At 73.0% G+C, this 13,232-nt stretch carries 11 protein-coding genes and 1 pseudogene; 8 read left to right on the top strand and 4 right to left on the bottom strand.

All coding sequences use genetic code 11. From position 1 onward, the window contains the following. Positions 1–11 precede the first annotated feature (11 nt). Entirely contained in the window at positions 12–959 is a 948-nt protein-coding gene (locus tag ACZ4MO_RS18230) for an ROK family glucokinase (RefSeq protein WP_043658218.1), read from the bottom strand. A 251-nt stretch (positions 960–1,210) separates the two neighbouring features. Between ACZ4MO_RS18230 and ACZ4MO_RS18225 the strand changes: the two genes are divergently transcribed. Then, the gene (locus tag ACZ4MO_RS18225; RefSeq protein WP_175010091.1) at positions 1,211–3,028 is read left to right on the top strand and encodes an AMP-binding protein; all 1,818 of its coding nucleotides are present in this window, start codon (positions 1,211–1,213) and stop codon (positions 3,026–3,028) included. A 69-nt stretch (positions 3,029–3,097) separates the two neighbouring features. On the opposite strand, the gene ACZ4MO_RS18220 is transcribed toward ACZ4MO_RS18225, so the two are convergent. Continuing rightward, positions 3,098–4,423 (bottom strand): NYN domain-containing protein, encoded by a 1,326-nt coding sequence (locus ACZ4MO_RS18220; RefSeq protein ID WP_186810516.1) that lies wholly within the window; start codon positions 4,421–4,423, stop codon positions 3,098–3,100. 186 nt (positions 4,424–4,609) lie between these two features. On the opposite strand from ACZ4MO_RS18220, the gene ACZ4MO_RS18215 reads away from it, so the two are divergent. Next, a complete protein-coding gene (locus ACZ4MO_RS18215; RefSeq protein WP_175010093.1) occupies positions 4,610–6,469 on the top strand; it encodes a DEDD exonuclease domain-containing protein in 1,860 nt (619 codons plus the stop codon). After that, positions 6,448–6,729: an Lrp/AsnC family transcriptional regulator gene (locus tag ACZ4MO_RS18210; protein ID WP_034654744.1), complete on the top strand. Its 282-nt coding sequence runs from the start codon at positions 6,448–6,450 to the stop codon at positions 6,727–6,729. Before ACZ4MO_RS18215 ends, ACZ4MO_RS18210 begins: the two co-directional genes overlap by 22 nt. Positions 6,730–6,736: 7 nt before the next feature. On the opposite strand, the gene trpD is transcribed toward ACZ4MO_RS18210, so the two are convergent. Further along, entirely contained in the window at positions 6,737–7,834 is a 1,098-nt protein-coding gene (gene trpD / locus ACZ4MO_RS18205; RefSeq protein WP_175010094.1) for an anthranilate phosphoribosyltransferase, read from the bottom strand. Positions 7,835–7,868: 34 nt separating this feature from the next. Next, positions 7,869–8,306, bottom strand: coding sequence for a response regulator transcription factor (locus ACZ4MO_RS18200; RefSeq protein WP_168946288.1), 438 nt, complete (start codon positions 8,304–8,306; stop codon positions 7,869–7,871). Between the two features lie 365 nt (positions 8,307–8,671). Here ACZ4MO_RS18200 and ctaE point away from each other — a divergent pair, with 365 nt between their 5' ends. From ctaE to ACZ4MO_RS18175, 5 genes and pseudogenes are all read left to right on the top strand, one after another. Then, on the top strand, positions 8,672–9,274 hold the full coding sequence (ctaE, locus tag ACZ4MO_RS18195) for an aa3-type cytochrome oxidase subunit III (RefSeq protein WP_499279322.1): 603 nt from the start codon (positions 8,672–8,674) through the stop codon (positions 9,272–9,274). 73 nt (positions 9,275–9,347) lie between these two features. Then, positions 9,348–10,127: a cytochrome bc1 complex diheme cytochrome c subunit gene (gene qcrC, locus ACZ4MO_RS18190; RefSeq protein ID WP_021481149.1), complete on the top strand. Its 780-nt coding sequence runs from the start codon at positions 9,348–9,350 to the stop codon at positions 10,125–10,127. Continuing rightward, a complete protein-coding gene (gene qcrA, locus ACZ4MO_RS18185; RefSeq protein ID WP_255437401.1) occupies positions 10,124–11,185 on the top strand; it encodes a cytochrome bc1 complex Rieske iron-sulfur subunit in 1,062 nt (353 codons plus the stop codon). Before qcrC ends, qcrA begins: the two co-directional genes overlap by 4 nt. Further along, complete coding sequence (gene qcrB, locus ACZ4MO_RS18180) at positions 11,182–12,936, top strand: cytochrome bc1 complex cytochrome b subunit (RefSeq protein ID WP_074807136.1); 1,755 nt, start codon at positions 11,182–11,184, stop codon at positions 12,934–12,936. Before qcrA ends, qcrB begins: the two co-directional genes overlap by 4 nt. Before the next feature lie 192 nt (positions 12,937–13,128). After that, positions 13,129–13,232, top strand: a pseudogene (locus tag ACZ4MO_RS18175) (superoxide dismutase); the annotation flags it as partial.

Raw genomic sequence — 13,232 nt, 5'->3', positions numbered from 1 at the left:
CGCGCCGCCCGTCAGCGGCGCGCCAGGTCCGCGGCGCCGACGATGCCCGCCTCGTTGCCGTGCTCGGCGAGCTCGATCCGCGCCTCCGGGCGGTGCCCGCGCGCGGAGAGCTGGTCGGCGAACGCGCGCCGCACCGGCTGGAGCAGGAGGTCGCCCGCCGCACCGACGCCGCCGCCGATGACGATGAGCTCCGGGTCGAGCAGCGCCGTGACCGACGCCGCGCCCTCGCCGATCCAGCGGCCGAGGTTCGCGAGCAGCTCGACCGCGAGGTCGTCGCCCTCCTGCGCGGCCTGGGTGATCTGGGGACCGTTGAGCTTGTCCGGGTCGCCGCCGCAGATCTCGAGCAGGCGCGTCGCGCGGTCCGGCTGGGCGATGAGGGCGTTCTGCCCGTCCCGGACGAGTGCGCGCCCGGACGCGTACTGCTCCCAGCAGCCCTCGTGGCCGCAGCCGCAGTAGTGCCCGCCCGGGACGACGCGCATGTGGCCGACCTCGGCCGCGACGCCCCACTTGCCCCGCACGAGCTCGCGGTCGACGACGATCGCGCCCCCGAGCCCCGTGCCGACCGTGAGCATGAGCATGTCGGTCGCGTCGCGCGCGACGCCGAACTGGAACTCCGCCCAGCCCGCCGCGTTCGCGTCGTTCTCGACGACGATCGGGACGTCGACGTCGCCGATGAGCTCACGCACGTTGCGCGCCAGCGGGTACTCGCGCCAGGCGATGTTCGGCGCGAAGAGCACCGAGGTGCGGTCGGGGCTGACGAAGCCGGCCGCCGCGAGGCCCATCGCGCCGACCTCGTGGTCGGCCGTGAGCTCGGCATAGACGTCGGCGATCGCGCGGTCGATGCTCGCGACGTCGTCGGGCTCGGTGTCGCGGCGCGTCTGGACGAGGATCTCGCCCTTCTCGTCGACGACCCCGGCCGCGATCTTCGTCCCGCCGATGTCCACCCCGATGGCGTGCATGTCCCGTCCTCTACTCGCTCGGTTCCGCTGACTGCAAGGTCTCGCTGCGGGTGCTCGCCCGCTCACGGACCACGCACGACGACGGGGCCTCGACCCCGCGCCACGGGTCGGGCCACCGGAACTCCGCGCCCGCGCGAAACGTTGCGCAAGCAGCGCACAGCACCTGAAGCCTACCGACAACGGCAGGTCTCGGGCACACGCCGCCACTGGGTAGGGTTCTCCCACCGTCGACTACTGCCACTGGAGCCAGAATGGACGAGATCAGCGCCCCACGGATCGTCGAAGTCGATCCCTCGAAGAACCTCAACGACCTCCTCGCGAGCCGCGTCGCGGCCGACCCGGCCGCGCCGATGGTCGAGCGCCGCACGGGTGCCGACGGTGCGTGGCAGGCGCTCAGCGCGCGCGAGTTCGACGCCGAGGTCGTCGCCGTCGCGAAGGGTCTCGTCGCCCGCGGCATCGAGCCCGGCGACCACGTGGGCATCATGTCGCGCACGCGCTACGAGTGGACGCTCCTCGACTGGGCGACGTGGGCGGCGGGCGCGGTGCCCGTGCCGCTCTACGAGACGTCGAGCCCGGAGCAGGTGCAGTGGATCCTCTCGGACGCGGACGTGCGCCTGCTCGTCGTGGAGACCGAGGCGCACGCGGCGACGGTCGAGGAGGTGCGCGACCAGGCCCCCGGGCTGCGGGACGTGCTCGCGATCGACTCCGGCGCGATCGCCACGCTCACGGCCGACGGCGCCGGCGTGGACGACGCCGAGATCGTGCGCCGGCGCGGCCTCGCCGACCTCGCGGACGTCGCGACGATCATCTACACGTCCGGCACGACGGGCCGCCCCAAGGGCGCGGAGCTCACGCACCAGAACTTCTACTCCCTCACGGTCAACGCCGTGGACGCGGTGCCCGAGGTCTTCGGGGAGCCGGGCGGCCGCACGCTGCTGTTCATGCCGCTCGCCCACGTGTTCGCGCGGTTCATCGGCGTGCTCGTCGTGGCCGGGGGCACGGTGCTGGGCCACACGCCGGACACGAAGACGCTGCTCGAGGACCTCGGCACGTTCAAGCCGACGTACATCCTCTCGGTGCCGCGCGTCTTCGAGAAGGTCTACAACTCCTCGGAGCAGAAGGCGGCCGCGGGCGGCAAGCTGAAGATCTTCCACTGGGCCGCCGCGACCGCGATCGCGTACTCGCGCGCGCTCGACGAGCCGTCCGGGCCGGGCGTCGGGCTACGCCTGCAGCACAAGATCGCCGACGCGCTCGTCTTCAAGAAGCTCCGGCACGCGCTCGGCGGCCGCGCGAAGTACGCCGTCTCCGGCGGCGCGCCGCTCGGCGAGCGCCTCGGCCACTTCTACCGCGGCATCGGCGTGCGGATCCTCGAGGGCTACGGCCTCACCGAGTCGACGGCACCGACGAGCGTCAACCGCCCGGGGAACACGAAGATCGGGACCGTCGGCGAGCAGCTCCCGGGCTGCGGCGCCCGGATCGCCGAGGACGGCGAGATCCTCCTGCGGGGCGACCACATCTTCCGCGGCTACCACAACAACGAGCAGGCGACCGCGGACGCGTTCGTCGACGGCTGGTTCCGCACCGGCGACCTCGGCTCGCTCGACGAGGACGGTTTCCTGCGCATCACCGGGCGCAAGAAGGAGATCATCGTCACCGCCGGCGGCAAGAACGTCGCGCCCGCCGTCCTCGAGGACCGGATCCGCGCGCACGCGCTCGTCTCGCAGTGCGTCGTCGTGGGCGACCAGAAGCCGTTCATCGGCGCCCTGGTGACGATCGACCCGGAGGGCCTGCCCGGCTGGGCCAGCATGCACGGCAAGGAGTCCCTGACCGTCGAGCAGGCGGCCAAGGACCCGGACGTCCTCGCCGCCCTCGACGCCGCGGTCACGCGCGCGAACCAGGCTGTCTCCCGCGCCGAGTCGATCCGCAAGTTCACGGTCCTCACGACGGACTTCACGGTCGAGAACGGCTACCTCACGCCGTCGCTCAAGGTGAAGCGCAGCGAGGTGCTCAAGGACTTCGCGGCCGACGTCGAGGCGATCTACGTCGACGGGCCCGCGCCCGTCCGCTGACACGGTCCGGGAACCCCGTCCCCGCGCACCACGGCCCTCCCCGGCAGCACGCCGGGGAGGGCCTCGTCGTCAGCGGCGGGCGAGCCGCGCCAGGAGCGCGCGGGCCGGGACGCACGCCGCGCCCATCGCCTGCACGTCGTCGGCGACGGCGCGGTCGCTCGTCACGACGACGACCGGTCGTCCGGGCGGCTCGGCGGCGACCAGGCGCCGGATGAGGTCGTCCGCGATCTCCCCCGAGGAGAACAGCACCCGCACGCCGCGCGGGGCGTGCACCGGCCGCGGGCCGCCGTCGGCGCCGTCGAAGCACACGGTGACCTCCGTGCCGGCGGCGGCCACGCGGAGCAGGCCGGCGAGGAGCCGGTCGCGCTGGTCCGCGAGCGACAGCTCGCCGTAGCCCGTCTTCGTCACGTTGTAGCCGTCGACGACGAGGTGCGTCCGCGGCACCGACAGCAGGTCGTCGACGAGCGCCGGGTCGTCCGCCGCGCGGCCGCGCGACCCTGGCCGGGTGCGCGCCGCGTCCGGCAGCCCGGCGGCGACGTCGTCCGCCGGGGTCGTGGTCGACGGGCCGAGCGCGAGCTCGCGCCGGAGCCCCGCCGCCGCGTCGACCACCGTGTCGAGCAGGAGGCGCGCCCGGGCCGTCGCGAGGTCGGCCGACGACGTCCGCGCCCGGCGCGCCTCGTCCCGCTCCGCCCGCGCACGGGCCCGGTCGACGGCGGCCGCACGACGCTCCTCGCGCGCGTCGCGCAGCGCGGCCTCGGCGACGTCCCGCTCCCCCTGGGCCGCCCGCTCGGCAGCCCGCGCCTCGGCCCGTGCCCGGTCCGCGTCGGCGCGCAGCCGCCGCTCGGCCCGGCGTACCGCGGCGAGCTCGGCCGTCGCGGCCTCTGCGCGCGCGTCGGCGTCGCGGACCCGCGCCCGGAGGTCCTCGACCTGGCGGGCGAGCCTGTCGCGCTCGCCGCGGAGGCGGGCCGCGTCGTCCCGGGCCGACCGGTCCGCCCGGAGGGTGTCGTCGAGCGAGCGCGCGCGCTCCACCTCCGCCTGCCAGCCGTCGGGCCGCAGGAGGAAGGCTCCCGCGGCTCGTTCACGCACCTGTGCCGGGGACAGGTCGTCCGGTGGCGCGGAGCCGGGCTCCGGCTCGCTCTCGTGCTCGCGGGACCAGGCCGCGGCGACCGCGTGCCGGAACGCCGCGTCGTTGGCCAGGGCACGCCACAGGGGCGCCGCTCCCGCCGTCGCGCGCCGACGAGGCGCGAAGGCCCGCACCCGCTGGAGCGCGACCGGGACCAGGGCCGTGTCGAGCGCGCCCAGCGCGTCGGCCGCGGCGGCCACGAGCAGGTTCCGGACCGACGGCGGCACGTCCGGCTCCGCGGGCAGGGCGTCCTCCGGTCCGTCGGCCACCATGCGCCGCGCCTCCTCCGCACCGCGTCCACGGGTCGCCCCGGGCGCTTCGTCCATGATCGTCCCGATTCTCTCGCTCCCACCCTATGCCGCCCGGGGACCCGGACCGGGGCTCCCGGCCCTCGTGTCGGCGGGCGGCCGACGGACCTCGCGGCGGTGGTGTCGGTGGCCCTCGCTAGCCTCGCCGCCATGTCGTCCGGACCCGCCCTCGCCGCCCCCCGCGCCGGGTCCGCACCGCAGGGCGCCCCCGTCCAGCCCACGCTGGAGGACCTGGGCACGCCGCTGCACGAGGTGACGTTCGTCGTCGTCGACCTCGAGACGACCGGCGGCTCCCCCGCGGGCGCCGGGATCACGGAGATCGGCGCGGTGAAGGTGCGAGGCGGCGAGGTGCTCGGCGAGTTCCAGACGCTCGTCGACCCGGGCGTGCCCGTGCCCGCCTTCGTCGCGCGGCTCACCGGCATCACGTCGTCGATGGTCGCCACCGCGCCCCGCATCGAGGCCGTCCTGCCCAGCTTCCTCGAGTTCGCGCGCGACGCGGTGCTCGTCGCGCACAACGCCCCGTTCGACATCTCGTTCCTCAAGGCCGCGTGCCGCTCCGCGGGCTACGACTGGCCCGGCAACCAGGTGCTCGACACCGTGCCCCTCGCACGGCGGGTCGTCACGCGCGACGAGGCGCCGAACCACAAGCTCGCGACGCTCGCGGCCCTCTTCCGTGCCACGGTGACGCCGGACCACCGCGCGCTCGCCGACGCACGGGCCACCGTCGACGTGCTGCACGCGCTCCTCGGCCGCCTCGGCCCGCTCGGCGTGACGCACCTGGAGGACCTCGCCGGGGCGACGGACCCCGTGCCGCAGGACGTGCGCCGCAAGCGCCACCTCGCCGACGGCCTGCCGGACGCGCCCGGCGTCTACCTCTTCCGCGGCCCGGGCGACGAGGTGCTCTACGTCGGGACGTCGACGTCGATCCGGCGCCGCGTGCGGTCGTACTTCACGCGCTCGGAGAAGCGTGGGCGCATCACCGAGATGGTGCGCATCGCGCACGCCGTCACGCCCGTCGTGTGCGCGACGCCGCTCGAGGCGCAGGTCCGCGAGCTGCGCCTCATCGCCGAGCACGCCCCGCGGTACAACCGCCGGTCGCGGCACCCGGAGCGCATGACGTGGGTCCGGCTCACCGACGAGGCGTACCCGCGCCTCTCGCTGGTCCGCGACGTCCGCGCACCGGCGGCGCACATCGGCCCGTTCGCCTCGCGGCACCAGGCCCAGGCCGCCGTGGACGCCCTGCACGACGCCTTCGCGCTGCGCCAGTGCACCCGCCGGCTCCCCGTCGTCGCCTCGCCCGGTGCGACGGCCTGCGTGCTCGCCGAGATGGGCCGCTGCTCGGCCCCGTGCACGACCGCCGCGCGCGACACCGGCTACGGGGACGTCGCGGCGGGCGTGCGCGAGGCGTTCGAGGGCGACCCGTCGCGCGTCGTCGCCGAGCTCGGGCGCCGCATCGTGGCCCTCTCGCGCGACGAGCGCTTCGAGCAGGCCGGCGAGCTCACCCAGCGCCTGCGCGCCTTCCTCACGGGCGCGGCGCGGGCGCAGCGACTCGCCCCGCTCGCCGCGTGCGCCGAGCTCGTCGCCGCGCGCCCGACGGACGCCGGCGGGTGGGAGGTCGTCGTCGTGCGGCACGCGCGGCTCGCCGCGACGGGTGTCAGTGCGCCCGGGACGGACCCGTGGCCGCTCGTGCACGCGCTCGTCGCGACGGCCGAGACCGTGGCACCGCCCGTGCCGCCGGCCCCCGCGAGCCACCCGCACGAGGCCGAGATCCTGCTGTCCTGGCTCCAGGAGCCCGGGGTGCGGATCGTCGACGTCACGGGTCCGTGGGCGTGCCCGGTCCGCTCGGCGGGGTCGCACGTGGACCTCGCGGCCACGGCCCGCCACGTCGCGCGCCACGCGGACCCCGAGAGCGGCGCCGACCTGGCGCACGCGACCGCCGGGCCGACCGTAGAGTGGTCGCCTGACGACGACCCGTCCCCGGAGGAACCATGCTCACCGCCATCGTCCTGATCGACACCGACCCCGCACGCATCCCCGAGGTCGCGTCGGAGGTCGCGGACCTGCGCGGCGTCAGCGAGGTCTACTCGGTGACGGGCAAGGCGGACCTCGTCGCGATGGTGCGGGTCCAGGAGCACGACCAGCTCGCCGACGTCATCGCGGACCGGATCAGCAAGGTCCAGGGCGTCGTGCGCACCGAGACGTTCATCGCGTTCCGCGCCTACTCGAACGTCGACCTCGAGCAGGCGTTCGCGCTCGGCCTCGACGACTGACCGGCCGTCAGTCGCGCGCCGCGGCCTCCGCCCAGCGGGCGAGCGCTGCGCGCGCGGCGCCGGAGTCGACGCTGCGGGCCGCGACGTCGTAGGCCGCGCGGAGCCGCTCGACGAGCGACCCCTCCGCGGTCCCGGGCAGCGTGCCGTCGGCGACGAGACCCGCCGCCGCGTTGAGCAGCACCGTCTCGCGCACCGCGCCGGGCTCGCCCGCGAGGAAACGGCGCGCGACGTCGGCGTTGTGCGCCGCGTTCCCGCCGCGCAGGTCCTCGACCGTGACGGGCGTCAGACCGAGGTCGGCGACGGGGTCGAGGCGGCGCTCCGTCACGGCGCCGTCGCGCACCTCCCACACCGTGGCGCCGCCGGTCGCCGCGAGCTCGTCGAGGCCGTCGTCGCCGCGGAACACGAGCGCCGACGTGCCACGTCCGGCGAGCACGCCGGCGATGAGCGGCGCCATCCGGGCGTCGGCCACGCCGATCGCCGCCGCACGCGGCTGCGCCGGGTTCGTCAGAGGGCCGAGCACGTTGAACGCGGTCGGGATGCCGAGCTCCTTGCGCGCGACGCCGGCGTGCCGCATCGACGGGTGGAACACCATGGCGAAGCAGAAGGTGATCCCTGCCTCCTGCACGATGCGCGCCACGCGGTCGGGCCCGTGGTCGAGCCGGATGCCGAGCTCCTCGAGCACATCCGCGGCGCCCGACGACGACGTCGCAGCGCGGTTGCCGTGCTTGACGACGCGCACGCCCGCACCCGCGATGACGAGCGACGCCATGGTCGAGATGTTCACGGTGTGGGCGCGGTCGCCACCCGTGCCCACGATGTCCACGGCGGGCCCGTCCACGGAGAACCGGCTCGCGTGCGCGAGCATCGCGTCCGCGAGGCCCGTGAGCTCGGCGACCGTCTCCCCCTTCGCCCGCAGCGCGACGAGGAAGCTCGCGAGCTTCACCGGCGAGACCTCGCCCGACATCACCTGGTCCATGGCCCACGCGGTGCGCTCGGCATCGAGGTCGTTCCCCGCGACGAGCTCGGTGAGCAGCCCGGGCCAGGTGAGCCCCGCACCCGTCGAGTCGCTCGTGGTCGAGGCGGCAGGGTGCGGGGTGGCGGTCACGGGTGGCCCTTCGGCTGGTCGGTCTCCTGGTCGGCTACCGCGTGCCGGAGGCGCGCAGCAGGTCGGCGACGGCGCGCTGGAGGGCGACCGCGTCGAACGGCCGGGGCACCGCGTCGTCGGCGAGCGACCACGATGCTAGCCAACCGTCCTGCGGCCTGCCGGTGAGGACCAGGACCGGCGGGCAGGCGTAGATCTCGTTCTTGAGCTGGCGGCACAGACCCATGCCCCCGGCCTTGTCGGCCTCGCCGTCCAGGACCAGCAGGTCCCACCCGCCGGCGTCCGCCGACGCCACGACCGCCGCCGGGGTGGCCACCTCGTGCCACTCGATCTCCGGCTGCCCCGCGCCCAGCCGCCGCCCGACGGCGAGCCGCACCTGCTCACGCACGGTCACGTCGTCGCTGTAGAGCAGGATGCGCGGCGCGCGCGGGGTCACGTCCGTGTCCCCGTGCGTCGTCGTCACGGTCGTCGTCATCGTCGTCACCGTCGCCTTCGTCGTTCCCTGGGATGGGCCCGGGAGCGCGTGCCGCCGCGTGTGGCGGACGCAGGTCCCGACTGGCATCTTGGCACGTCGGAGGGCTTCGCAGCACCCCTGGGGCGGGTCGCGCGCCGACCGGCGCCGGACCGGGGACCAAGGGCCCTGGCCCGTGCGGCGGGCACACCGGTTTCATGGCACTCGGACGGTTTCCGTCACCAAGTGCAGGTCTCCGTGGGAAGTTCTGGAGACATTGTGAGATTCACCGCCTCCGGGCGGCCGTCTGCGTGCCGCGAAGCTGAGGTTCGTCGGCCATAATGGCTCCTGTGTCGACCGCAACGGCTGCCCCCCACGCCCATCAGCACGTGAGCGTCAACCGACCGAACCCCGTCTCGGTCGGGACGATCGTGTGGCTGGCCAGCGAGCTCATGTTCTTCGCCGGCCTCTTCGCCATGTACTTCACGGTCCGCTCCGTGATGCCCGCCGACGAGTGGGCCCTCGAGGCGGACAAGCTCAACCTGACCTTCGCGGCGATCAACACGACCGTCCTGGTGCTGTCGTCGGTGACGTGCCAGATGGGCGTGTGGGCCGCCGAGCGCTTCCAGCCCGTGCGCACCGGCTCGATCTTCCAGGTGAACCGCTGGGGGATGAACGAGTGGATGACGCTGACGTTCCTCATGGGCGCGTTCTTCATCGGTGGTCAGATCTTCGAGTACGCCGAGCTCGTCGAGCACGGCGTGTCGATCTCCTCGACGCCCTACGGCTCCGTCTTCTACATCACGACCGGGTTCCACGGCCTCCACGTCGTCGGCGGCCTGATCGCCTTCCTGTTCCTTCTCGGCCGCTCGTTCTCGGCCAAGAACTTCGGGCACCACGAGGCCACGACGGCCATCGTCACGTCCTACTACTGGCACTTCGTCGACGTCGTGTGGATCGCGCTGTTCTTCGTGATCTACATCTTGCGCTGACGACCCGCCCGGGGTCCGCCCCGGACCGCCCACCCGCCCCCTGCTCCCCCACCTGCGAGACGAGGATCATTTCGTGAAGGCACTCGCCGCCCGCAGACACCACCGCTTCGCGCCGGTCGTGCTGCTGCTGCTGGCGCTGCTGGTCACCGGTGGCGTCTACGCCGCCTTTGCCCCGACTTCGGCCAACGCCGAGACCGCCAGCACCGAGGACATCGAGACCGGCCAGAAGCTGTTCCAGGCCAACTGCGCCACGTGCCACGGCCCGAACGCCGAGGGCACGGCCACCGCGCCCTCGCTCGTCGGTGTCGGCGCCGCGTCGGTCGACTTCCAGGTGTCCACCGGCCGCATGCCCATGCAGATGGACGGTCCGCAGGCCATCCAGAAGCCGCGCCAGTTCGACGAGGAGCAGACGGCGCAGCTCGCCGCCTACGTCGCGTCGCTCGGCGCCGGCCCCGCGATCCCCACGGACGAGCAGGTCGACGCCGCGCTCGGCGACCCGGCGAACGGTGCCGCGGTCTTCCGCACCAACTGCGCGATGTGCCACAACGCGATCGGTGCGGGCGGTGCCCTCTCCGAGGGCAAGTTCGCTCCCCCGCTGTGGGACACCTCGGAGCGGAACATCTACCAGGCGATGCTCACCGGTCCGCAGTCGATGCCGGTCTTCAACGACGCCACCGTGACGCCGGAGGAGAAGCGGGACGTCATCGCCTTCCTCGCCGAGCAGCGTGACGGCTCGGCCGGCGGCCTGTCGCTCGGGTCCCTCGGCCCCGTCAGCGAGGGTCTGTGGGCCTGGATCGTCGGAATGGGCCTCCTCATCGGGGCCGCAGTGTGGATCGGAGCGAAGTCCTCGTGAGCGACTACCAGAGCCCCCGCTCGTCCGAGTCCTCGCACCGCGAGGTCGGGCACCGCGAGGAGCACGGCACCCTCGACACGTTCCCGGACCCCGGTCTGCCGGAGCACAAGAGCCGGATGGCCGACCGAGACCCGAAGGCGTCGAAGCGCGCCGAGCGCCAGGTCGCCGCTCTCTTCGGGATCTCCGTCATCGGCACCATCGCGGCCCTCGTCGTCTACTTCGTGATCCCGCCGGACGGGACCACCGCGGGCGTGCGCCTGTCGACGGTGACGCTCGGCGTCGCCATCGCGTTCGCCCTCCTCGGCATCGGCCTCGGCGCGGTGCACTGGGCCAAGGTCCTCATGTCCGACCACGAGAAGGTGGACGAGCGCCACCCCATCGCGAGCGACCCCGAGACGCGCACCGCCGCGCTCGCCGAGCTCGACGCGGGCGTCAAGGACTCGGGCATCGCCCGCCGCGGCGTCCTCAAGGGCGCGGTCATCTCCGCCCTCGCGCTCTTCCCGCTCACCATCGCGGTCCCGCTCATCGGGAGCGTCGGCGGCGACTGGAACGTCTCGAAGTTCAAGCACACCCTCTGGCAGCGGGGCACGCGCCTCGCGATCGACCCCTCGGGCCGGCCCATCAAGGCCGCCGACGTCACCATCGGCTCGGTGGTCCACGTCATCCCCGAGGCGTCGCAGGAGGAGATGCAGTCCCACGAGTGGATCACGGAGAAGGCCAAGGCCGTCGTCCTCCTGGTCCGTCTCGACCCGCGCGACATCGTGTCCGAGCAGGCCCCCGCCGGGGAGAGCTGGTCGTACGACGGCATCGTCGCGTTCTCCAAGATCTGCACGCACGTCGGCTGCCCCGTCGCTCTCTACGAGCAGCAGACGCACCACCTGCTGTGCCCGTGCCACCAGTCGACGTTCGACGTGGCCGACAGCGCCAAGGTGGTCTTCGGCCCCGCGAAGCGGCCCCTGCCGCAGCTGCCGATCACCGTTGATGACGAGGGCTACCTGGTTGCGCAGAGCGACTTCCACGAGCCCATCGGCCCGAGCTTCTGGGAGCGTCTGAAGTGACCACCAGCACCGGAACCGCCGCACCTCGGGCGGCCGCACCGAAGTCAGCCGCGCCGACGACCCCCGCGGGGAAGGCCGCGGACTACCTCGACCAGCGCACCGGCATCGGTGTCGCCGTCAAGGAGTTCGCCCGCAAGGTCTTCCCCGACCACTGGTCGTTCCTCCTGGGCGAGATCGCGCTCTACTCGTTCGTCGTCCTGATCCTCACCGGCATCTTCCTGACGATGTTCTTCGTCCCGAGCATGTCCCTGGTGACCTACCACGGCGAGCCCGCCTCCATGGACGGCGTGCTCATGTCCGACGCTTTCGCGTCGACCCTGCACATGTCGTTCGAGGTCCGCGGCGGCCTGCTCATGCGGCAGATCCACCACTGGGCCGCGCTGATCTTCATGGCGTCGATCGTCACGCACATGATGCGCGTGTTCTTCACGGGCGCGTTCCGCAAGCCCCGCGAGGTCAACTGGCTGGTCGGCATGCTGCTCATGATCATGGGCCTCGCCGCCGGCTTCTCCGGCTACTCGCTGCCCGACGACGTCCTGTCGGGCAACGGCCTGCGCATCACCGACGGCGTGGTCAAGGCGATCCCGCTCATCGGCTCGTACATGTCGTACTTCATCTTCGGCGGCGAGTTCCCGGGCGAGCACATCATCCCGAGGCTCTTCACGGTCCACATCCTCCTGGTGCCCGGCCTGATCCTCGCGCTCGTCGCGCTCCACCTGTTCTTCGTCGTGCTGCACAAGCACACGCAGTACCCCGGTGGCGGCCGCACGGACACCAACGTGGTCGGCTTCCCGCTGTTCCCCGTGTACGTCGCGAAGGCCGGCGGCTTCTTCTTCGTCGTGTTCGGCATCCTCGCCCTCATGGGCGGCACGATGGCGATCAACAACGTGTGGAACTACGGCCCCTACGACCCGTCCCCGGTGTCCGCGGGAGCCCAGCCCGACTGGTACATGCTGTTCCTCGAAGGGTCCTTGCGACTCATGCCGGGGCAGACGGAGTTCGTGATCGGCGGCTACACGCTGTCGCTGAACGTCCTCATCCCCGCGGTGGTCGTCCCGGGTCTGCTGTTCACGTTCCTCTTCGTCTACCCGTTCCTCGAGTCCGCGGTGACGAAGGACAAGCGTGAGCACCACGTCCTCGACCGTCCGCGCAACGTGCCCGTCCGCACCGGCCTGGGCGTCGCCTTCCTCACTGCGTTCATCATCCTGGCGCTCGCGGGGTCGAACGACCTCATCGCGACGCACTTCCACATGTCGATCAACACGATCACGTGGGCCTTCCGGATCCTGATCTTCGTGGGTCCCTGGTTCGCGTTCTGGGTCACGAAGCGCATCTGCCTCGGCCTGCAGCGCAAGGACCGCGAGCTCGTGCTGCACGGCCACGAGACGGGCCGGATCGTCCGGTTCGCGCACGGCGAGTACATCGAGGTGCACCGTCCGCTCGACGAGCAGGAGCGTTGGCTGCGGGTCAACTACTCCGCCCACGCCCCGCTCGAGATCGAGCCGGCGACGGACTCCCGCGGCGTGCGCCGCAAGGGCTACAAGAAGGACAAGCGCCTCCAGCGCCTGTCGCGGTTCTTCTACGAGGACCGCATCGAGCCCGTGACGCCCGCCGAGCTCGCCGCCGCGCACTCGCACGGCGAGCACGACGCCCTCGAGAGCACCAGCCGCGAGCAGATCGAGGCAGGCACCGCCCCTGTCGGCGGCGGTCGAGACCTCGTGGAGCCGGAGAAGGGCGCCGACGAGCGCTGACCCCGAGGTTCCTGCACAGTAGGACGATGACCCGCGACCAGCCCCCTCTTCCCGGTGGGCAGGTCGCGGGTCATCGTCGTCTCTGCCCCGGGGGCGCCGCAGCGCCCGCCTGAGGCGGCAGGGACATCGTCAGCTCACGACCCAGGGACCGTCGGGCGACCTCCGGCGGTCCGTACCAGGAGGTACATCCGGATGCCCGCTTACACTCTCCCCGAGCTGTCCTACGACTACGGTGCGCTCGAGCCGCACATCTCCGGGCGGATCATGGAGCTGCACCACTCCAAGCACCACCAGGC

It is taken from the genome of Sphaerisporangium cinnabarinum, assembly GCF_055567015.1.
This window is presented reverse-complemented; position numbering and strand designations above follow the sequence as displayed.